The 21,232-nt window shown below is 66.3% G+C and carries 12 protein-coding genes and 2 tRNA genes; 6 read left to right on the forward strand and 8 right to left on the reverse strand.

What is annotated here, in order from left to right; all coding sequences use genetic code 11:
* The first annotated feature begins 190 nt into the window (after positions 1–190).
* The 4 genes from ACE3UY_RS10030 (at position 191) to ACE3UY_RS10045 (ending at position 2,612) form a co-directional block, all read left to right on the forward strand.
* Positions 191–838, forward strand: coding sequence for a hypothetical protein (locus tag ACE3UY_RS10030; RefSeq protein WP_374687398.1), 648 nt, complete (start codon positions 191–193; stop codon positions 836–838).
* 50 nt (positions 839–888) lie between these two features.
* Entirely contained in the window at positions 889–1,869 is a 981-nt protein-coding gene (locus ACE3UY_RS10035; RefSeq protein ID WP_374687399.1) for a lysostaphin resistance A-like protein, read from the forward strand.
* Positions 1,870–1,991: 122 nt separating this feature from the next.
* A tRNA-Pro gene (locus ACE3UY_RS10040) sits at positions 1,992–2,065 on the forward strand.
* Between the two features lie 64 nt (positions 2,066–2,129).
* Positions 2,130–2,612, forward strand: a complete 483-nt coding sequence (locus tag ACE3UY_RS10045) for a hypothetical protein (protein ID WP_374687400.1) — start codon at positions 2,130–2,132, stop codon at positions 2,610–2,612.
* A gap of 8 nt (positions 2,613–2,620) precedes the next feature.
* Here ACE3UY_RS10045 and ACE3UY_RS10050 read toward each other — a convergent pair whose 3' ends face one another.
* The 5 genes from ACE3UY_RS10050 to ACE3UY_RS10070 form a co-directional block, all read right to left on the reverse strand.
* Entirely contained in the window at positions 2,621–4,012 is a 1,392-nt protein-coding gene (locus ACE3UY_RS10050) for a DUF4352 domain-containing protein (protein WP_374687401.1), read from the reverse strand.
* Between the two features lie 47 nt (positions 4,013–4,059).
* Positions 4,060–5,826, reverse strand: coding sequence for a Calx-beta domain-containing protein (locus ACE3UY_RS10055; protein WP_374687402.1), 1,767 nt, complete (start codon positions 5,824–5,826; stop codon positions 4,060–4,062).
* 247 nt (positions 5,827–6,073) lie between these two features.
* On the reverse strand, positions 6,074–6,694 hold the full coding sequence (locus ACE3UY_RS10060) for an ATP-dependent Clp protease proteolytic subunit (RefSeq protein ID WP_374687403.1): 621 nt from the start codon (positions 6,692–6,694) through the stop codon (positions 6,074–6,076).
* Positions 6,695–6,918: 224 nt separating this feature from the next.
* A complete protein-coding gene (tig, locus tag ACE3UY_RS10065) occupies positions 6,919–8,319 on the reverse strand; it encodes a trigger factor (protein ID WP_374687404.1) in 1,401 nt (466 codons plus the stop codon).
* Between the two features lie 56 nt (positions 8,320–8,375).
* A tRNA-Leu gene (locus ACE3UY_RS10070) sits at positions 8,376–8,457 on the reverse strand.
* Positions 8,458–8,697: 240 nt separating this feature from the next.
* Here ACE3UY_RS10070 and ACE3UY_RS10075 point away from each other — a divergent pair.
* Positions 8,698–10,098, forward strand: a complete 1,401-nt coding sequence (locus ACE3UY_RS10075; RefSeq protein ID WP_374687405.1) for an 8-oxoguanine deaminase — start codon at positions 8,698–8,700, stop codon at positions 10,096–10,098.
* Between the two features lie 89 nt (positions 10,099–10,187).
* On the opposite strand, the gene ACE3UY_RS10080 is transcribed toward ACE3UY_RS10075, so the two are convergent.
* Complete coding sequence (locus ACE3UY_RS10080) at positions 10,188–14,627, reverse strand: NosD domain-containing protein (RefSeq protein WP_374687406.1); 4,440 nt, start codon at positions 14,625–14,627, stop codon at positions 10,188–10,190.
* Between the two features lie 328 nt (positions 14,628–14,955).
* Positions 14,956–17,202 carry a right-handed parallel beta-helix repeat-containing protein gene (locus ACE3UY_RS10085; RefSeq protein WP_374687407.1) on the reverse strand — a complete coding sequence of 749 codons (2,247 nt, stop codon included), beginning with the start codon at positions 17,200–17,202 and terminating at the stop codon, positions 14,956–14,958.
* A 350-nt stretch (positions 17,203–17,552) separates the two neighbouring features.
* Here ACE3UY_RS10085 and ACE3UY_RS10090 point away from each other — a divergent pair, with 350 nt between their 5' ends.
* Positions 17,553–18,365: a hypothetical protein gene (locus tag ACE3UY_RS10090; RefSeq protein ID WP_374687408.1), complete on the forward strand. Its 813-nt coding sequence runs from the start codon at positions 17,553–17,555 to the stop codon at positions 18,363–18,365.
* 22 nt (positions 18,366–18,387) lie between these two features.
* Here the strand turns inward: ACE3UY_RS10090 and ACE3UY_RS10095 are convergent, their stop codons facing one another.
* A complete protein-coding gene (locus ACE3UY_RS10095; protein ID WP_374687409.1) occupies positions 18,388–21,147 on the reverse strand; it encodes a cation-translocating P-type ATPase in 2,760 nt (919 codons plus the stop codon).
* Positions 21,148–21,232 lie beyond the last annotated feature (85 nt).

Consider the following 21,232-nt stretch of genomic DNA (forward strand, 5'->3'; position numbering starts at 1 on the left):
AATCAGCCCATCGTCGCCATCGTGAACGAAGAGCCTGGCTTCACCGCTGGCGCGAATCCCGCGTCCAACCAGGATGCGAAGCTGTACGAAGGGTTCAACCAGTAAACTGACGCTGGCCCATAGCCTCTAAAACAGAAGCCACCCTTAGAGGTGGCTTCTGTTTTTGCCACTTTCAGTTAGAATCCAACCTATGCGAATCCTAAAAAGCAAAGCACCGCTTTTTCTGTTCTGCTGCGTCCTGATTCTGGCGGCCTTCCTGGCCGCCTGTGGGGGCGCAGAGCCGCAAGCGGCAGCCACCATCGCCGCCACCGTGCCAACCGATGGCGCGCTGGCGACGAGCACTGCGCCCACAGCGTCCACCGCGGCGGACGCAACCGGACAAGAGGCCTATCCCGCGCCGGGAGCGGTCGCCGAAGTGACCGACCCCTACCCGGCCGATGGACAAGCGGCCCCGCCCGCGACCGAGACGCCGCTGGAGTATCCGCCCAGCGCCGCCGAGGAGGCGTTCCTGGAGCCGCGCTTCCGCATCGACCAGCCAGTCGCGGCCAGCGCCACGACCATCACCGGTCAGGCGCCGCCCAATCTCACCCTGGCTGTGCTCGATATCAGCTACAACGGCACGCCGCTCGGCATCGGCCAGACCGATGAGAACGGGCGCTTCTCCATCCCCGTCAGCGGCCTCATCGCCGGCAACCGTATCGGTCTGGCGATCGGCGAACTGCCCGAGGGCCTGGACATCGCGCAGACGGCCGAGCAGTACTTCCCCTACCGGGGCGAAGGCTTCCAGAATCTGCCCAACCTGGGCGTGTTCTACGATTCAGTTCTGGTTCAGCCCTGATCCACGGCCGACCGCCCGCGACTCTGTCGCGGGCGGCTGGCTTCCATCCCATGACGCTCCTCCTCGTCAGCCTGCCCATCCTGCTCATCATGGGCGTCGCGAATGTGGTGGCCGCGCGCGGGGGCGCCGGGGCGCGGTTGGCGTTCAACCTGCTCCTCTTCCTGGCTAACGCGCTGCTGGCCGCCGGCGGGCTGGCGCTGCTATTATTGCCGGCGGAGAGCCTGAACCTGGCCGGCGCGGGCCTGCCGGGGCTTGGTCAGGGCCGGAGCGGGGTCATTCTGCTCGGCATGGGCTTGTGGGGCATGGCCGCCAGCCTGAAGCCGACGCGGCGCGCGCTGGCCCGGCTGCTGCCCGCGCTGGAGCCGGAGTCGGCCGTTCACACCCTGGCGCTGGCGATGATCGGCTATCTGGCCGGCAACGCGGCCCTGTCTTCGGCCCCCGGCGCGCTGGAGGCGCTGGTCGATTCGGGACTGGAGGCGTCACTGGTCGACGTGCTGACGCAGCAGTTGATGTTCGTGCTGGCCGCCTTTATCGGCGTTGGGCTATTCACGCGGCGCGATAGTGTGGCGCTCAACGAACGGCTCGGCTTGCGACGGCCGACGGCCCGCCAACTGTGGACCGGCGTGCGCTGGATGCTCTTCTTCGTCTTCCTGCAGGGCTGCATTGGCGCGACGTGGACGCTGCTCGACCCGGCGCAGGCGGAGCAGTTGGGCGGTCTCAACGAGGCGCTGTTGGGCGATTTCGATACGGTGTGGGAGTGGTTCCTGCTGGCCGCGGCGGCCGGACTGGGCGAGGAGTTGCTGTTTCGCGGCGCGCTCCAGCCGGTGTTCGGCATTGTGTTCACGTCGCTCATCTTCGCCGTCTCCCACGTCCAGTACGGCCTCAGTCCGGCCACGCTGACTGTCTTCCTGCTCAGCGTCGTACTGGGCATCATCCGCAAGCGCAGCAACACCACGGTCGCCATCCTCGTCCATGCCGGCTACAACTTCATCCTGGGGCTGCTGAGTTTGCTGGCCGTCTCTCTATCCTAGAGACCTGACAGGTGGGCGGCCAATAGGTGCTCCGGCAAGCACGAGAACCTGTGGCCGCCCACCTGTCAGGTCTCCAACGGTTTGCCGCCCACCCCGCCATCTGTTATAATGCTGTGTGTACCCGGGGCATGGCGCAGCTTGGTAGCGCGCTTCAATGGGGTTGAAGAGGTCGTGGGTTCGAGTCCCGCTGCCCCGACAGTTGAAGACGCTGCGTCGCTCGACGCAGCGTCTCTGTTTTCTGCCGTAGTGACGCAAAACTCATGAGTAGCAGAGCGGCCCGCGTACGGCGGGCAGTGATCGTGATTCTGTCGCTGTTGGGCGTGGTGTTCATCATTGGCGCCATCATCGCCGAACTCGCCGGCATCGGCCCCACACCCGGCTTTGGCGTGCTCCAGACACTCGCCTTCCTGCTGGGCGTGAGCGCCCTGACAGTCGCCATCTACCTGTATTTGAGCGCCGGCCGCCCGGCCGACGCGCCCCAATCGCTCCAGGCCGGTATCGGCATCCGCCTCTCGTTGACGGGGCTGGTGCTGTGCTACGTGTCCGGCTTCGCCGACATCATCCGCATCGGCACACACGTGCAGCCGGAGTTCGAGCGGCCGTTCATCGGCCCGCTTCAGTTCGGCGGGTTGGTGTTGGGTCTCATGACCCTGTTGGCCGGGATGGTGCTCTACTACACCAGCCGCGGCAAGCGGGCGTCATCGTCGATGGAGTTCATCCTCAACGGCAAAAAGGGATCGTAACGCGGGGCCTACTGCAACCCGCTCAACTCAAACGGTTGATCGAGCAGCGTCAGGACGGCCGAGGCGGAGCCGATCGGCCGCTGGTAGGTCAGCGAGAACTGGAGCGTCTGGTTCGGCGGGGCCGTCCAGGGAAACGGCGGGTTGGTCGCCAGCAGTAAGTAGTCGGCGCCGGCCGGCGTGCGCAGCGAGATGTCTTCCGACGTGATGACCAGCGGCTGCGCCCCCATGTTGGTTACCTGTCCCACAACGATGAGATTATTCAGGTCGGGCGTGATCGTCGCCTCTTGCAGGGAGATGACGACGCTCTGACCGGCCGCGCCGCCGGCGGTGAAAGGCAGGATGGCCTGAATCTGCGCCCCATCGGGCGCGGTCGCCGTCCAGGTCAGGTTGGGGCTGACCAGGCCGGCCGGTATCTGGTAGCCGGCCGTGGCCGTCACCGATTGCCCGGCGTTGACGAAGCCGGCCAGCGGCGGGTAATTGCCCAGCCGGCTGGCGATGGGGTTCAGCGCGTATTGATTGCCTAGCTCGTCACTCAGGGCGAAGCGGTAGGCGCTGGTATCCACGGCCGTCAGGCCGACGTTCTGTATTACGAAGTCGATCAGGAAAAAGCCAAAGCCCGGCGGCGCTTCCGGCCGGCCGGTCAGGAACGAGTTAGCCTCGACGGTGATCTGCGCGTCGCCCAGTTGGGCCGTCTCGCCCGACTGGATGACGTTGCCCGACGAGGCCGGGTCGGCGGCGGCCACCTCGTACCGGCCGCGCACCACCAGCCGCTCTTCAGCCTCGCCATCCAGCAGGAGGATGGTGATGCCCGGCGACTGCTGGTTGAAGACGTTGCGGTCGGCGCTGGACACTTGGCCGCGGCTGTCGAAAGCGAAGGTATGGGTCACGCCCTGCCGGGTTGTGACGGTCATCTCATTGCCGGGGGCCAGCGATTCCAGCAGGGTGCGATTGGCCTCAGTATCGGGCAGGCCGAAGACGTAGTTGACGATGGTTCCGTTGATCCAGGCGGCGTTCTCTTCAGCGATCTCCGGGTTCCACAGTCCATCGACGCCGATGTTCTGCGGCTGGACGGCCCGCTGCTGGTCGAGGATGCCCAGGGTGGCCGGCGCGTCGAGGGTGACTGAGAAAGTTCCCGACTCGCTGACGCCGACAATGACCGGCTCGCTGCCGCCGGCCGGCAGAGTCGCGTCGGGAAAGGGCGTCGGTTCGCCGGTCGCGGGCGTGCCGCCGGCCGTCTCCGCGCCGCCGTCGCCGCTGATCATGGGCCGCAGCAGCAGGAAGCCCATGATGCAGGCGGCTAACAGCGCGATCACGGCTACAATGGCCAGTAGAAGCAGGGCCGGATTGGCCGTCAGGCGTTGCAGCGGGCTGCGGGCGGGGGGTTGCGGATCGGCCGTCATGATGGATCAAAAGAAGGACGTCAGCGGCGCGTCCCCGGTTCCGCTCCTTACGGAATTCCGATGGGCAGGGGCAGCGGCGCGACGCGCACCGCGATATTGGACTCGCCCGGGCCCACGATCTGGGTGTAGTTGAGCAGCGGCACCTCGACGCGCACCGCCCCGCTGCTGGGCACGGCCTCGAAGCGCACCACGCCCGACTGGTTAGTATAGCCGAAGGCGAGCAGGCGGCCGTTGGTGTTATCGTAGAGCGCCACGGCCACGTCGATGATGCCCTCGTTGATCTCCGGCGTGAAGTTGAAGTTGCTGTCGTAGAAAACGGTCAGGTTAACGGTAGTTGTCCCACCCGCCCCGGTCGCCGGCGTGCCGGTCGGCAGGGGCTGGATGGTCACCAGGGGGATGAACGTTGGCGAGGGGGTCAGTAGAGCCGACAGATCGAATGGCGTTGGCGTCGGCAGCGGCGTGATGGTCGGCACAAACACGCCACCCCCGCCGCCCCCGCCGGGCGCCGCTGTCGGCCGCGGCACGGTCGGCGTCGCTGTCGGCGGGACGCTGGACGTGCAGGCCAGGGTATAGGTAAACTGCGCCGCCTGGGCCAGCGGGACGGGGTTCACCGGCCCGATCAGGACGGTCAGCCAGCCGGTGTAAAACGAGGTGAAGGTCAGGCGGCTGCCTTTATCGCCCGGCGCTTTGTCGTCGTTGCCCAATTGCGGATTGAAGTCCTCGCCGTTCGGCCCCAGGAAGATCATGTTGGTGTCCGTCACGCTGGAGAGCTGGTTCGTCTCGCAGGTGATGGTGATGCCGGGCTTGACCCAGATGCGGTAGAAGTCCTGGTCAGGCCCCTCATTGAAGGGGGGCACGAAGTTGAACTCCTGCGACTGGTTCTCACCAAAGAGGCAAGCCAGCGCCAGCGTGCCGTTCGGCTCGCAGGTGTCGGAGCCGACGCGGGTGGGCAGCAGGGTGGGCGTCGCCGTGGGCGTCGGCTGCTCCATCGCGTCAATGCCGAAGCAGTAGGTCTTATTGGCCGCGTCGGCCGGGCTTTTGTTGACGGCGCGGGCGAAGTAGGTTCCCGTGGTATCGGCCCGCACGACGACTTCGGAGCGGAACTCGCCGGCCGCGCCAATATCGTCGTTCTCAGCGATCGGCTCGCCGTTCTGGTTGTAGATCTTCAGCACCGTATCGAGGCCGGGCGATAACTGGTCGGTCTGGACCTTGTAGAAGACGCCCTGCTTCACGGCGAAGACGTAGTAATCCTCATCGCCGGGCGGCCAAAGGGTGAGCTGGCACAGGGCGGTGGCGTCAGGCTGGACAGGGTGCGCCTCGTCGAAGGAGTCGTTCGGTTCGGTCAGGTCAACGAAGATGGGCGTGCCGGTGGCCGCCGTCGGCCGCACGGTCGGCGTGGGCGTGGGGTCGTCGTCCACAATGGTCAGCACAGCCTGGCCGGGGGCCAGTGTGGCCTGGCCGGATATTATTCGTAAGACCAGGTTAACCGTTCGATTCGCCTGATTGGAAGTGGCGTTGTTGATAATTGGGACGTTAAAGCTCTGCGTAGTGGCCGTCGAATTGCTAAACGTCAGCTGACCGGTGACCGTTGTATAGTCTTGCCCCGCGATGGCCGTGCCCGGCACCGTTAGATATTCCACGACTACTGTTTGACCGGCGGGCGGGGCCTGATTGATCTGAACCTGAATTACGGCCGGCCCGTCGTCCTCGTCGACCGAGAATGAGGTTGAAGTGAAGCCCACTTGCAGGTTGGTCTGTTGCGCGGGAATGGCGCCAACCGCGGGGGGTTGCAGGGAGGCGCCGAGATAGGCCAAACCGACCGTGATACTCAACAGAATCAGGAACAGATTCCCAAACCGCGCACGTGTGAAGCGTTTGATCATGTGTCTCGCGTTGGCCCAGGCGCTGTCTGCATACGACCACCCAGACAGGCCGATTATAGGTGTAGAACCGTCTGTGGGCAAATTCTGCAGGCGCAGCCGAGACCAGCCTAAAAACAACAGCCGGAGCAAAAGCTCCGGCTGTTGCGAAAATCTGCCTAATCGGCGGATTGTTCTCTTTCTACCGCCCGTCGCCGTTCTCGGGAATGCCGCTGCGCAGCACTTCATCCACCAGCCCGTAGTCGCGGGCCTGGGTCGCGGTCATGTACAGGTCGCGGTCGGTGTCCTTCTGAATGCGTTCGACAGTCTGGCCGGTGTGGTAGCTCAGGATTCTGTTCAGGTCGGTGCGCAGGCGCAGAATCTCCTGAGCCTGGATGGCGATATCCGACGCCTGGCCGCGCGCGCCGCCGAGCGGCTGGTGCAGGTGGATGGTCGCGTTGGGAAGCGCGTAGCGCATGCCCTTCGTGCCGGCTGTTAGCAGGATGGTGCCGAAGCTGGCCGTGAAGCCGACGGCGACGGTCGAGACGGGGCAGGTGACCTGCTGCATCGTGTCGTAGATCGCCATGCCGGCGTAGACCTGGCCGCCAGGGGAGTTGATGTACATGCGGATGGGCTTCGAGTCATCCTCGCTGGCCAGCCACAACAGTTGGGCGACGATGAGATTGGCGATCTGATCGTTGATGGGCGTTCCCAAGATGATGATCCGCTCCTTCAGCAAGAGCGAGAAGATGTCATAGGCGCGCTCGCCGCGGCCGGTCGATTCGACGACCATGGGGACGAGGGACGTTGGAATGTCGAACATAGCTGATTCTCCTCAAAGCGAAGAGGGACACAGAGTTCCACAGAGAATGAACATAGAGTGCCACTGAGAGAAGAGGGCTTTCTCTGTGGAACTCGGCGCGATCTCTGCAGAACTCTGCTTCACTCTTTATCTACCTTAGCAGCAAACGAGGACAGGTACCCGGCCGCTCTCAATGAGTTTACCGGCAAGGCGTTAGATTTCCATTATTTGCCGGGACGCCTCACCTACTCCTCTTCGTCGGCCTCGGCCGCCGCGGCCAGCGCCGCCAGATCGGGGGCCGTGCCGCTCAGGACTTCCTTGATGCGCTCGTAAACCTTATCGCTCAGCACTTCGCTGCTGATCGTTTCGAACCCGCGCCCACTGCGGTAGTAGTTGCGCATGCTTTCCTTCAGCCCCTCGTTGTCGAAGCGGGCCACGCGATCCTCGATCAGGTGGTCGATGTCGGCCGCTCCCACACGCAGGCGCTCATTCAGGATGAACTCGCGCAAGACCAACTGGCGGCGCAGCCCCCGCTCCGTGTTCTCGCGGAAGTCCTCGCGCAGCTTCTCCTCAGTCATACCCTGCAGGTTGAGGTAATCCTTGAACTCCCAGCCGCTGCGGGTCAACCGCTGCTTGAACTCCTCCACGGCGTCATCTAGCTGGCTCTCCACGGCGGCGGGCGGGTAGACGAGCGTGGCGTCCTCCAGCAGGTGGTCGATCATCTCCTCGATGGTCTTCTCCTTGGCCGTGTTCTCCGCCTGGAGCGTCAGGTCGCGGCGCAGCGCCTCGCGCAGTTCGTCCAGCGTCTCATACTTGCCCTCCAGCTTGGCCAACTCGTCATCCAGCGGCGGCAGTTCGCGCTTCTTGACGTCGGTCACACTCACGTCGAACGTCGCTTCGCGGCCGGCGTACTCCGCGTCGTGCTCATAGGGATCGGGGAAGGTGAAGCTGAACTGCTTCTGGTCGCCGACGGCCATGCCGATGATGTTCTCGACGAAGGGCGTGTCGGGGAAGAGCGTCTTGGCGTCGAGCAACAGCTCCAGCCGCTCCTCGTCAAAGATCGCCTCGCCCGTCTCGCCTTCCTCCGGCGCGGTCGTTTCTTCACCCTCGGCCGGCGGCCTGGGAGCGGTGAACCGGCCGCTGCCGCTCATCGTTACCACGTCACCAGCCTGGGCCGGCCGGTCGACAGCCTCGACGACCTGGTGGCGGGTCTGGACGTACTCCAGCGCCTCTTGCAGCGCCTCGTCCGTCACCTGGACCGGCTCGATCTCCTGGCGGTGGGCGCGGTAATCGCCCAGCGTCACTTGCGGCGACAGAGGGACGGTGAAGGTGAAGACGAGCGGCTTGGCCTGGATGTTCTCCAGCGACGGCTGGGCATAGGGTTCGACGCCGGCCTGTTCGAGCGCCTCCTCGAAGACGGGTTGGACGAGTTCTTCGAGCGCCTCGCCGCGCAGGGTGTCCTCGCCGATGCGGCGCACAACGATGTCATAGGGAGCCTTGCCGGGCCGGAAGCCGGGCATGGTGATCTCGCGGCTCAACTCGCGCGCCTTCTGCTGCATGGCCTTTTGCACGCGCGCCTCGTCGACTTCGATGGTCAGCGTCAACTGCCGCAGTTCATCTTCACTGGTTTGAATAGTCAGTGTCACGGGTTACCTCTTGAAAGAAAAAGCGTTGCCTCGGCGCAACGCTCTGGGTTGGAAAGTGGGGATGGAGGGACTCGAACCCACACGCCTTTCGGCACATGATTCTAAGTCATGCGCGTCTGCCAGTTCCGCCACATCCCCGATGGGCATTTTGCTATTATAGCTCACCGGACGTGGCCTTGCCAAAAAAGGTAGAGGGGAAGAGGAACGCAGAGGAGCACAGAGTGAAGACACAGAGTTGCACGGGGGGAAGAAGGAGACGTCTATCTCCGTCTCTGTGGTACTCTGTGTCCTGTCTCTGTGTCTCTCTGTGTTCCTCTTCCAGTACGCAATCCATCCTGGACGTGTTACAGTTCCGCAACCACCCCACAAGGAGCTGCCATGAGCACACTACTCGTCAAGAACGCCCTGGTCCTGGTCACGATGGACGACGCGCGCCAGGAGATCGCCGGCGGCGGGCTGTTCGTCCGCGACAACGTCATCGAGCAAGTTGGCCCCACGGCTGATCTGCCGGCCACAGCCGACACCGTCCTCGACCTGCGCGACCACGTCGTCCTGCCCGGCCTGGTCAACACCCACCACCACCTCTACCAAAGCCTGACCCGCGTCATCGCCCAGGACGCTGACCTGTTCACCTGGCTAAAGACGCTCTACCCCATCTGGGCCAACCTGACCGACGAAGCGATCTACGTCAGCACCATCACCGGGCTGGCCGAGCTGGCCCTGTCCGGCTGCACGACCAGCAGCGACCACCTCTACATCTTCCCCAACGACTGCACGCTGGACAGCCAGATTCGGGCCGCGGCCGACATCGGCCTGCGCTTCCACGCCGCGCGCGGCTCCATGTCGTTGGGCGAGAGCCGGGGCGGGCTGCCCCCCGACCGCGTGACCGAGGACGAGACGTTCATCCTGCGCGACAGCCGCCGCCTGATCGAGACCTACCACGACGCCGGCCGCCACGCCATGACCCGCGTCGTGCTGGCCCCCTGCTCCCCCTTTTCCGTCACGCCCGACCTGATGCGCGAGTCGGCGGCGCTGGCCCGCGCCTATGGCGTCCGGCTGCACACTCATCTGGCGGAGACCATCGAGGAGGAAGCGTTCTGTCTGGAGACGTTCGGCCAGCGCCCCGTGCCCTATGTCGAGTCGTTGGGCTGGACGGGCGATGACGTGTGGCACGCCCACTGCGTCCACATGAGTCCGGGCGAGATCGAACTGTTCGGCGGCACGGGGACGGGCGTGGCCCACTGCCCCAGCAGCAACATGCGCCTGGCCAGCGGCATCTGTCACGTGCTCGATTTGCGCCGGGCGGGCGCGCCGGTGGGCCTGGGTGTGGACGGCTCGGCCAGCAACGACGCCGGCCACCTGCTGGCTGAGGCGCGCCAGGCGATGCTATTGCAGCGCGTCGCTCCCGACCGCTACCTGAGCGAGGCCCCAGGCGGCCGCGGTGGGTTCGCCGGCAACGCCGGGGCGCTGTCGGCGCGCGAGGCGCTGGAGATCGGCACGCGGGGCGGCGCGGCGGCGCTGGGGCGCGACGACATCGGGGCGCTGGCCCCCGGCATGAGCGCCGACTTTGTGGCCGTGAACCTCAACCGGGTGGATTACGCCGGGGCCTGGCATGATCCGGTGGCGGCCATCGTCTTCTGCCGCACCGGGCGGGTGGATTGGTCGGTCGTCAACGGGCGCGTCGTGGTGCGAGAGGGGCATCTGGCGACCGTTGACCTGGAACCTCACCTGCGCCGCCACAACGCCATCGCGCGGGCAATGGTGGATGGAAGCAATTAGACACGGATTGGACGGATCAACACGGATTGAAATTGATGTTCAATCCGTGTCATCCGTAAAATCCGTGTGTCCCATCCGTGTTTAATTCTTTAGCGGACGATGTAAAGGCCGTCCAGGGGGTTGGTGAAGCCGGCGCTGCTGGCCGTCCAGTAGGCGGAGACGGCGCGGGCCGGGGTAATCGCCAGCACCGTCAACTGGTTGCCGCTGACCCCGCCGATCGTGAAGCTGTTGACGACCGTCGCGTACAGCGTGCCCGTCGCCGGGTCTACCGAGGCTCCGGTCAGGTTCTCGACCGTCATGCCCGACACATCCGCCCCCCGGAAGTGCAGTCGCCACGTCCCGGCGGTGGTCGCGCCGGTGCTCGTGGCCGTGAAGGCCAGCAGGTCTTCGTCCTTGGCGGTCAGCGTGGCGCTGCCGTTCTTGACCGACGCGCTACCGGACGTGCTGATTAGCAGCGCGCCATCGGCCAGCCGGGCCAGCGCATCAATGCTCTCGTCGGACGTGGTCATCCCCACGTCGGAGCCGTCGAAGTAGAGCGAGAACGCGCCGGCCGTCGTCGGGCCGAGCGCCGTGGGGACAAAGCGGGCAATGTCCTGAACCTCCAGGGTGAAGCGGGCCGCGCCGCTGTTCAGCGGCGTGCGGGCGTTGAGCGTCATCAGCAGCGAGCCGTCCGCCAGCACCTCGAAGTCGCTGATCGTCTTGGTCACGCCCACGTCTGAGCCGTCGAAGTAGAGCGACCACGTGTCGGTGCGCCCGTTGTAAGCCAGAATGTCGCCAATCGCGTAGGCCACACCTCGCACCGTGCCGGCCTTGTTGGTGCTGACGTAGATCGTAGCCTCCGGGCCGCTGGTCAGGCGCTGGTTGGTGAAGGTACAGGTGACCGTCTGGCCGGCGGGCAGGGTGATGGCGGCCGGCGCGTTGCCGTTGCTGCACGTCGCGCCCGTCTGCGACCAGCCGGCGGGCACAGTCTCACTTACCCTGTAGCTGCCGGGCGGCAACAGACCGGAGTCATGGCTCTGGCCGTCCCGCAACTGGAAGGCCGCGCCATAGGACGGCGTGAAGGTGAACGCCTGGGTCGAACCGGCCGGCACGGTGCGCTTGATGACGATGATCCGCCCCGGCTGCGGGGCGACGATGGCGACCGAGGCGCTGGCAGCGGCGCTGACGGGCGTCCCGTTCGGCCCCTGGCCGGCGGCCGTCACCTGGTTGGTGTGCGTGTTGCCGGCCGCGCCGCTGACCGTCGCCGTGAACGTGCAACTGTAGCCCGCGCCGGCGGCTACCGTCTGCGGCAGGCTGCACGTCGTAGCCTTCAGGGCGGCATTGGCGGCGTTGGCGACGTTGCCGTAGACCGAATCGGTCAGGGTCGTCAGCGTCACCGCCGCCGCGCCAGTGTTGTTGACCGCCACGCTGAAGGTCACGTCGCCGCCCGGCGCGACGACGCTCGTCGGGTTGGGCGTCTTGGTGACGGCCAGGCGCAACTGGGCGTTGACCAGCGTGCACGTTACCGTCTCGCCCGCGGCGAGGTTGATGGCCGCCGGCGTCGAGCCGTCGTCGCAGGTCGCGTTCGTCTGCGCCCAGCCCGCCGGCAGCGTTTCGGCCACGGCGTAGCTGCCCGCCGGCAGATAGGCCGAGGTGTCGCTCTCGCCGTCGCCCAGGTTAAAGCCGTCGGGATCGTAGCTGGCGGTGAAGTCGAAGCGCTGCGCCGCCCCGTCAGGCTGCGTTTCCTTGCGCACGACGATGCGGCCGAGGCGGGCGTGATCGAACGTGCAGGTCACCTGATCTCCCGCCGCGAGCGTGACGGCGCTCACGTCGTCGCCGTTGTCGCACGTCGCGCCCGTCTGCCGCCAGCCATTGGGCACGGCGGCGGCGAGCGCATAAGTTCCCGGCGCGATGCTGAAAGCGCGCTGCTCGTGGCCCAACTGGAAGGAGTCGCCGGGCGTCAGCGTGAAGTCGAAACGCTGCGGGTCGGTCGCCGGGTCGAGCCGGTTGACCACGGTCAGGCGCGTCTCCTGGCTGCTGCTGAAGGTGCAGGTAACCGTCTCGCCGGGGGCCAGATCGATGGCGTCGGGCGGAGAGCCGTCATCACACTCACCCGTCGTCGTCCAGCCGGCGATGGGCGCGGCGGTCACACCGTGGAGGCCGGCGGGTAGCGGCCCGGAGTCGTGGCGCTGGCCGTCGCGCAGCTGGAAGCCGTCCGGCGCGTAGTCGGCGGTGTAGTCGAACGTCTGCGCCGCCCGCGCCGGCGAGACCTGCTGTACGATGATCGTCCCGACGTAGGGCAGCTCGTGCGCGCCGATGTCGGGCGCGCCGGTGGCCGCGCGCGACTGGATGAAGAAGTCGGCGGCGACCTCGACCGTCGACTGGCCGGCGTCGAAGGCGGGCGAGGCATAGGTCAGGCGGAAGTTGGCCGGGACGGGCGCTTGGCCGGCTCCCGGCGGCGCGGCCGAACCGGCGAACTGCGGCGGGCCGACCACCCGCCCGACCTCGCCGCTGAACCAGCCGGCCGGCGGCGCGGTGTTGTACAGGTTGTGGGCCACGATCAGCGTGCCGAACGCGTTGCGCGTACCCATGATGCGCACCGCCGTACCCGGCTCGGTCTGGTAAATCAGGTTGTTGGTAAAGCGCGAATCGATGTAGGTCGCCTCGCTATCGAACGAGACGTTGTTGACGCCGGCCGCCGCATCGCCGCGGGCGTTGACGAAAGTATTGTTGGCGACCAGCGCGTCGCGCAGCCCGCCCCCGCCGGTAGCGCGTTGCGTGGACACGCCGAAGTTGGTGCTGCAGCCAACGACGATGTTGTTGATGATGACCTGGCCGCTGCTGGCTGGCGGCATGGTGGTCTGGCCCTCAAAGTCCTCGTCGCGCACGAACAGACCGTTGCCCGGCCGGTAGGTCGTCAGCGAGCCTTTGCGCCAGAACTGCCGGTCGCCGGTGCAGTAGATCAGGTTGCGCTGGACGAGCGGAGCGGTGGTCGAATCCAGGTAAAGGTTGGCATTCTGGTTGTCGTAGCTGACGTTGTCTTCCAGCGTGATGCGCCGGGTGTAGCGACCGGCGATGATCCCCTCGCCGTAGTTGTTGTAGACGCGGTTGCCGCGGCCGACGCCATCCTCGGTCTCCACAAAGGCCAGGGCGCTGCCGCCGATGGGGTCGCCGCTGATGTAGATGTGGCCGTTCCGGTCGAGCCAGGCGGCCTTCAAGTCGTCAGGGAACGGATTGAACGGTATCTTGTCGCCGTCGAAGTAAAGCGACCAGGTCTGCGCGGCCTCGTCGTAGGAAACCAGATCCTCATTGCTGATGGACAGCAAGCCGACAGCGGTGTTGTCGGCAAAGCTCATCAGCAGCCGGCCGTCGGGAGCCGGCGCGCGATCCAGCGCGTCGATGTTGGCATCGGCCGGCAGGCCAACCATGCTGGAGGCCAACCGGTCGAGCGTGAACTGGCCGGCCGTGATGGCGCCGTAGTTGTCCACGGCCGTCGGCGAGAAGCGCACCAAGTCGCTCGGCCCGATGACCGTCGGCGTGCCGCCGATGGGCACGGTGGTGGCGACCGCGAAGCTTATCACGATGGGCGTGCAGGCAGGACAGGGGGCCGGCTCCGGCGGGCGCTCGATCTGGAAAGCGTCGATCATCGCCCCGGCCGGCAGCCCCGTCGCCCCCAACGCGTCACCGTTGAAGAACAGCGTCCACTTGTTGGTGGCCGGCTCGTGGAAAAGGATGTCGGTTCCAGAGTAGCTGAACTGCGCGCCGGTGGCGCTGTGCTCCGCGCCGATGTAGCCGACGCGGGCGGCGCGAGCCGTGCCGGCATAGATGCGCGCCGTCGTGCCATCGTCGTTGAACGTCATCGACAGGCCGTTGACCCAATCCTCAGGAAGATCGGCGTCCGCGCCCGTCCAGAAGGGGTTGTTCCACAGTTCGTCCAGGTCGAACGTCCAATCCTGCGGCCCCGTACCGGAGCGCAGGCCGCGGTAGATGACGGGCGTGTAGCGCGCTTTGAGCAGGTTGTTGTAGACCTCGTTGTTCTCGACAAGGACGCCGCGGCTGGGCGCGTTCGGCTGGCCCTGCACCAGAATGCCCGTTCTCCAGTTGTCGTGGACGCTGGTGTTGCGGACGACCGCGTTGTTGGCCGCCTTGCCGATGTCGAGGCCGCGGGCGCTGGAGTAGCGAATCTCAAACCCGTCGAGGACGGTTCCCGGCCCCTGAATCTCGACCAGAGCGACGAAGCGGGACGCGGGCAAGCCGCCCGGTAGCACACGCTGGCCGTCAATGACGGGGGTCTCGCCCGGATAGGCGGCCAGGGTCAAGTTCGTCTTTGTCTCCGGGACTCTAACCAGTTGGTGGTAGCTACCGCCGCGCACGCAGATCGTCTGGCCGTTGGCGGCGGCATCGATGGCCGCCTGGATGCTCTCGCCCTCATTCACGACGGCGTCGCAGCCGGCTGCGTCGAGCAGAGCCGCGCCCGCGCCGCGGCCAGTGGCCGTCAGCGCCAGCAGCAAGGACAGAACGATCAAGATTTTGTGCGCGGTCGCTTTCATTTTTCCTACCCCTTAAGTGCCCATTAACGCGGAAACCGCGCACAGCATACCAGAACATCCTTACAATGAATCTGACGTTCGCCGCGACTAGGTAGGGGCGGACCTGCGTGTCTGCCCCAGGGCGCACACGCAGGTGCGCCTTAGTTGCGGTGCGCCTTGCGGCTTCGGTTGTAGTAACGTGCGTGTCTGCCCCAGGGCGCACACGCAGGTGCGCCCCTACGACGGTAGAAAGGGTGCAGGCCGGGCTTGCTCGGCCCGGCCTGCGTCGATGTTGGCAGCGATGGGGTGAAGGGGATGGCCCGCGCGCATTCCCTTCACTCAGTGTGGACTAGCGGCCGATGGCGAAGCCCTTCAGACCCATATCCGCAGCGTCGGTCGCGCTCCAGTAGAGCGACGCGCTGCCGTCCGCGCCGATGGCGAAGATCGCTTCGTCATCGCCGGCGTACAGAGCGCCGTCGGCGTCGTACCAGGCTGTCGTGACGTCGCCCTCGTACAGCGCCGCGCCATCCAGCGCCAGCGACCACGCGCCGGCCGTGTCCGCACCGAGCGTCGCCGGCTGGAAGGCCAGCAGCGCGCTGCCCTCGGCCCGCAGCGCTTCCGCGCCGCGACCGACGGCCACCGGGCCGGCCGTGCTGATGAGCAGCGCGCCGTCCGGCCGCAGGGCCAGGGCATCGATCCGCTCCGAGGGCCGCGTCAGGCCGGCGTCGGAACCGTCGAAGTACAGTTCGAAGCGCCCCGCCGCGCCATCGGGCACGTAGCGGGCCACGTCGTGGGCGGTCAGCGTCAGCCGGCCGCTCGGCGTCTGGAGGCGCGCGCGACCATCGACCGCCAGCAGGATGGAGCCATCGGGCAGCAGTTCGAAGTCGCTCAGCGGCTTGTTCAGACCGGCCGCGGCGGCGTTGAAGACGACCGACCACGCGCCCGTGGCGGTGTCATAGGCCAGGATGTCGCCCGGATTGTAGGCCACGTCGCCGAGCGTTCCGGTCGCGGTCGGGGAGACGTGCAGCGTTGCGGGCAACGCCGTCTCGACCGGCGCGGGTTGCGCCCCGGCCGCGGCGATGGCCTCTGCCTCACCCGCCACCGGAGCCTGAATGATGTAGCCCGTGCCGCCGCCCAGTTCATCCGCACCGATGTCCAGCGCGCCGGCGCGGCTGCCCTTGAAGAAGTCGTCGGTTACATGACTCACGGCCTGGCCGCGGTCGATGGCCGGCGAGCCGACGCGGATGGCGAAGCCGGCCACGTTAGGCAGCACGCCCCTGACCGGTAGCGCCAGGCTGCCCAGCAGCGGGTCGCCGATTACCCGACCGGCCTCGGTGCTAAACCAGCCGTTGCTCGGCGCCTTGTTGTACAGGTTGTTGGCGACGGTAAAGGTGGACATATTCGGCGTCGCCACCGTCGTCTGGATGCGGGTGATCGTGCCCGGCACGGTCTGGACGATCAGGTTGTTGACGAAGCGCGTATTGCGCAGACTGGACCGTCCCTCTATCTCGATGTTGTTGGCGCCCTCGCCGGTGTCGGAGCGCGCGTTGATGAAGGAGTTGTTGGCGATCAGGGCGTTGTTCAGCCCACCGCCGGCTATCTGGGTGGCGACGCCGAAGTTGGAGCCGCACCCGATGACGACGTTGTTGATGATGACCTGCCCGGAGCTGGGCGGCGGCTTCACCGACTGGCCCTCGAAGTCCTCATCGCGGACCTGCAGACCGGGGCCGGCGCGGTAGGCCGTCGCCTTGCCCTTACGCCAGAAGGTGCGGTCGTCGGTGCAGTAGACCAGATTGCGCCGCACCAGCGGGTTCGTCGTGTTGATCAGATACAGGTTCGCGCCCCGGTTGTCATAGGTGGTGTTATCTTCCAGGACAATGCCCGACGACCAGCGATCGGCTACCAGCCCCTCGCCATAGTTGTTATAGACGCGATTGCCACGGGCAATGCTGTTGGTGGTCTGGACGAAGGCCAGCGCGCTGCCGCCGGCCGCGCCGCCGGCGTTCTTGCGCAGGTTGTTGTAGACAACGTTGTTCTCGATCAGGACGTTGCGGGCGTAGGTGGTCGAACTACCGGTCACGACAATGCCCGCTTCCTTGTTCGTGTGAACGAAGGTGTTGCGCACGATCACGTTCTGGATAGGCGTCGCTGAGGCCGGCTGCCCGACGACGATGCCGCGCATCGTCCCATTGCGAACTTCGAACCCGTCCACGATGATGTTGCTGCCTGTGATGTGGATCAGGCCGGCGAATTTGTTCTGGGTGGTGACGGCCGGAACCCGATTTTGTCCGTCAATGACGGGGTGCTCGCCGGGGTAGGCCATCAGGCTAATGCCCGCGCTGGAGGGCTTCAACTGCACTTGCTCCACGTAGATGCCCCCGCGGACGCAGACGGTCTGGCCGCTGCGGGCGGCGTTGACGGCGGCCTGGATGCTCTGTCCGGCATTAACCACGGTGGTGCAGGCGGTCGGACTGAGAACGGCCGGGGCATAGAACGTATTCTGGCTGGCGGGGCTTTGAGCCAGCGCGTTACCTGCCAGCAGCAGGAGGAGCAACAGGGTCAAGACGATAATGGGTTTGCCAGTGTGAGACTTCATATCACTACATTCACCCTTTGCGACGACGCGCAATGACGCTAGGAAGGGATCGCCGCCTAGTGTGGTTCCGCGCAGGACGCGACCACTATGGTATTTTGGTACAACGATGAGCCGGTGTGCGGGTAGACACCGGTGGTAGAATAGGGGCAGCCGCCAACCGTGACGGATGTGGATTCGACTGAGTGAATTGACGACTGAGAGCCTACTCTTCTTCCACAAATGTGAGGGCGGTTTGTTGGGCGAGCACACACAAAATACTCAACAAAACGCCACGAATAACACTTTACGAGAGAAGAATTAAAATGCGCGTTACTACTGCCGGCTTCTTAACGGATCATAAGAGCCGGGTTTTGCTACAACAGACTGACGCCACGACCCTGACGCCGATCTATTCCTCTCTGGAGCCGGACGTCCTGCCGGCCGACACACTGGCCCGCGCCTTCCGCGAGCAGACCGGGCTGTACGTGCTGCCGGTGCGCCTGACGGGCATGTACTATGACGGTCGCGGCGACGAGTTGATCTTCTGCTTCCGTTGCACCATGCGCGGCGGCGACCTGGCCATCCCGGAAGGGCAGCCGCCGGCCGGCTTCTTCGACGCCCAACCGCTGCCGCGCGGCCTGGCTGCGCCCTACCGGCAGCCGGCCGGCGACACGCTCCACCACAAGGGCGGGCCGGTCTATCTGTCGTCTATCGAGGAAGGTGTGGGAGCGCGCCTCGGCCGGCTGTTGTCGGGCCGGACACGAACCGCGCCGTCCGCGCCGGAGTGGGAAGTGACCGTAGCGGTCGTCGCCAGCGTCGTCGCGGCCCTCGGGGACGCGGTCGCCTGGGTGCGCGATAGGCCGGGCGAACCGTGGCGGTTGCCGGCCGGGCGCGTCGCGCGGGGTGAAGCGCCATGGGAGACCATCAGGCGGCGGCTGTTGCCGGCCCTTGGCTGGTATGGGGGCTCTGAGACTCTAAACGGCGTCTACCTGGCCGCCGGCCGGCCGGCGCTCACGCTGGTCTTCGCGGTCACGCTCCGCGACGTTCCACCCCCCAACGAAAACCTCCACCTCGCCGCTCCCGGCGACGAGATGGAGGTATATGATCCACAGGCCCAAATTCAGGCCATCAATGCGCGCGAATTCCTGCCCAGGACGCTCTTCCACCTGGCAGCCGGGGAGTGAGCGTCACGTCCCCGCGCGGCGGCTACGCTCCGCCCCGCCGCCGCAAGAGCCATTTCTCGATCTCGATGGCCCAGAAAGCGAGGCTGCCCAGCCCCATCGCCAGCAGCAAGTCGCGGGCCGGCAGCGGGACGATGAGGAAGAACCGCTCCAGAAAAGGCGCGTAGAGCACGGCCAGTTGTAGCGCGACAACGGCCACGGCCAGCCCCAGCAGCGTCAGGTTGGTGCGCAGACCCAGCGCGAAGAACGATTCGCGGCTGGAGCGGGAGGCGAGCGCCTGGCCGACCTGGAGGAAGGCCAGCGTGGTGAAGAGCATCGTCTGCCACGTGGTGTCGTCCGGGTTGGCGGGATCGTAGTAGAACCAGCCGGTCAACAGGGCCACCGCGCCGATGAGCACGCCCACCCACAGCACGTGGACGCCCAACCCCTCGCTGAACAACCCCGCTTTCGGATCGCGCGGCGGGCGGCGCATGGTGTTGCGCTCGGCCGGCTCCACGCCCAGGCCGAGGCCGAGCAGGCCGTCGGTCAGCAGGTTGAGCCACAGCAGTTGGAGCGGCAGCAGGGCCACGGCCGCCCCCGCCCCTAGCAGCAGCGGCGACAGCAACATCACCAGCACCTTGCCGACGTTGCCGGCAATGGAGAACTTAACGAAACGGCGGATGTTGTCGTAGATAACGCGCCCCTCTTCCACGGCGGCGACGATGGTGGCGAAGTTGTCGTCGAGCAGCACCATGTCCGACGCCTCCTTCGAGACATCGGTGCCGGTGATGCCCATCGCCACGCCGATATCGGAGCGCTTGAGCGCCGGCGAGTCGTTGACGCCGTCGCCGGTCATGGCGACGACGTGGCCCTTCTTCTGGAGCATTTCGACGATCTCCAGCTTGTTGGCCGGGGTCACGCGGGCGTAGATGGATACGTCGTCAACGACCTGCTCCAATTCTTCGGGCGACATGGCGTCGAGCATCAGCCCCGTCTTCACCCGGCCGTTGTCGGAGATGCCCAGGTCGTAGGCGATGAAACGCGCTGTCAGCGGGTGGTCGCCGGTGATCATGATGGGGCGGATACCGGCGGCCTTGGCCGTGGCGACGGCCGCCTTCACCTCCGGCCGCGGCGGGTCGATCATGCCCACCAGGCCGATGATGGTCAGATCGCGCTCCAGTTCCTCATCGGGCGCGTCGATCCACTGCACGCCGATGCCCAGCACGCGCATGCCGTTATCGGCCATTTGCTCGTTGGCGCGGTGCAGCCCCTCGCGCCAGTGGTCGTCCAGCGGTTGCGGTTCGCCGCCGACCCAGATGCGCCGGCTGATGTCGAGCATCCCGTCCACCGCGCCCTTGGTGAAGGCGACGTACTGCTCGCCCGGCCGCAGGCCGGCGGCGCGCAGTCCGGCCAGCGCCTCCGGCAGACCGGCCGGATCGTCCGGCAGCCGGTGGACGGTGGTCATGCGCTTGCGCTCCGAGTCGAAGGGCTGTTCGGCCACGCGCGGCGCGACCGCCAGAAGTTCTTCGCGCCGCACCCCGGCCTGGAGCGCGGCCACCAGCAGCGCCCCCTCTGTTGGGTCGCCGATGACTCCATACCGCCCTGTCTCCGGATCGGGCTGGAGCGAGGCGTCGTTGCAGAGCGCCCCGCCAGCCAGGGCCAGGCCGATGGCCGGCGGCTGGTCGGCCAGCCGGATCGACGCCGCGCCGTTGTCCGACAGCGCGGGGGCGGGATGGGGGTGGGCCGTGCCGATCAGTTCCAGGTAGTGACCGGCCACGTCGATGACTGTGACCGTCATGCGGTTCTCGGTCAGCGTGCCCGTCTTGTCGGAGCAGATGACGGTGACCGCGCCGAGCGTCTCAACCGCCGGCAGCTTGCGGATGAGCGAGTTGCGCCGCAACATGCGCTGCGCGCCCAGGGCCAGCGTCACCGTGACGACGGCCGGCAGCCCCTCCGGCACGACGGCGACGGCCACGCTGACGGCAGTCAGGAACATGTCGCGCGGGTCTTCGCGCAGCAGCACGCCGATGAGCATGACCAGCCCGGCCACGGCCACGCCAACCAGCGCCAGCAGCTTGCCGACGCCGTCGAGTCGCCGTTGGAGGGGCGTGGACGACTCGTCCACGTCCTGGATGAGCGAGGCGATCTTGCCCAGTTCGGTGGACATGCCCGTCTCGACGACGACAGCCGTGCCGCGCCCATAGGTGACAGCCGTGCCCATGTAGCCCATGTTGATGCGGTCGCCCAGCGGCAGTGAGGCCTGCTCCAACGCGCCCGTCTCCTTCTCCACCGCCTCTGACTCGCCCGTCAGCACCGCCTCCTGGATGCGCAGGTTGGCGCTTTCGATGAGGCGCACGTCGGCCGGCACGGCGCTGCCCGCTTCCAGCAGGATCACGTCCCCCGGCACAAGCTCGCGGGCGGACAGCTCGCGCCGCTCACCGCCGCGCAACACGCGCACGACGGGCACGGCCAGCTTCTTCAACGCGGCCATGGCCTGCTCGGCGCGGTACTCCTGCACGAAGCCAAGCAGGGCAAAGAGGACGACGATGGCGGCGATGGCGATGGTCTCCGTCGCCTTGCCCAGCAGCCCGGAGACCACAGCAGCGGCGATGAGGATGAGCACCATCGTGCTGGTGAACTGCTGCCACAGGATGCGCAGCGGGTGCTTGCCGCCGCGCTCGATCAGTTCGTTTGGGCCATAGGTCGCCAGCCGTTGACCCGCCTCGGCCTCGTTCAGCCCGGCCTCGGGCTGGACGCTCAACTCACTGAGTACTTCATCTACCGATTGTGTATGCCAAATTGTCATGTGTTGTTGTTACCCACTTGGGCCTACGCCTCGTGTGGCGCAAACCGGGCGAGATTATAGGAAGCGGGACGGGGGTTTACAATCC

It is taken from the genome of Promineifilum sp. (SeqCode), from assembly GCF_041918635.1.
Classification (GTDB): Bacteria; Chloroflexota; Anaerolineae; order Promineifilales; family Promineifilaceae; genus Promineifilum.

Coding starts and splice junctions, on each gene's coding strand:
- ACE3UY_RS10030 (WP_374687398.1), top strand. CDS start 191: ATGCGAATCCTAAAAAGCAAAGCACCGCTTTTTCTGTTCTGCTGCGTC.
- ACE3UY_RS10035 (WP_374687399.1), top strand. CDS start 889: ATGACGCTCCTCCTCGTCAGCCTGCCCATCCTGCTCATCATGGGCGTC.
- ACE3UY_RS10045 (WP_374687400.1), top strand. CDS start 2,130: ATGAGTAGCAGAGCGGCCCGCGTACGGCGGGCAGTGATCGTGATTCTG.
- ACE3UY_RS10050 (WP_374687401.1), bottom strand. CDS start 4,012: ATGACGGCCGATCCGCAACCCCCCGCCCGCAGCCCGCTGCAACGCCTG.
- ACE3UY_RS10060 (WP_374687403.1), bottom strand. CDS start 6,694: ATGTTCGACATTCCAACGTCCCTCGTCCCCATGGTCGTCGAATCGACC.
- ACE3UY_RS10075 (WP_374687405.1), top strand. CDS start 8,698: ATGAGCACACTACTCGTCAAGAACGCCCTGGTCCTGGTCACGATGGAC.
- ACE3UY_RS10080 (WP_374687406.1), bottom strand. CDS start 14,627: ATGAAAGCGACCGCGCACAAAATCTTGATCGTTCTGTCCTTGCTGCTG.
- ACE3UY_RS10085 (WP_374687407.1), bottom strand. CDS start 17,202: ATGAAGTCTCACACTGGCAAACCCATTATCGTCTTGACCCTGTTGCTC.
- ACE3UY_RS10095 (WP_374687409.1), bottom strand. CDS start 21,147: ATGACAATTTGGCATACACAATCGGTAGATGAAGTACTCAGTGAGTTG.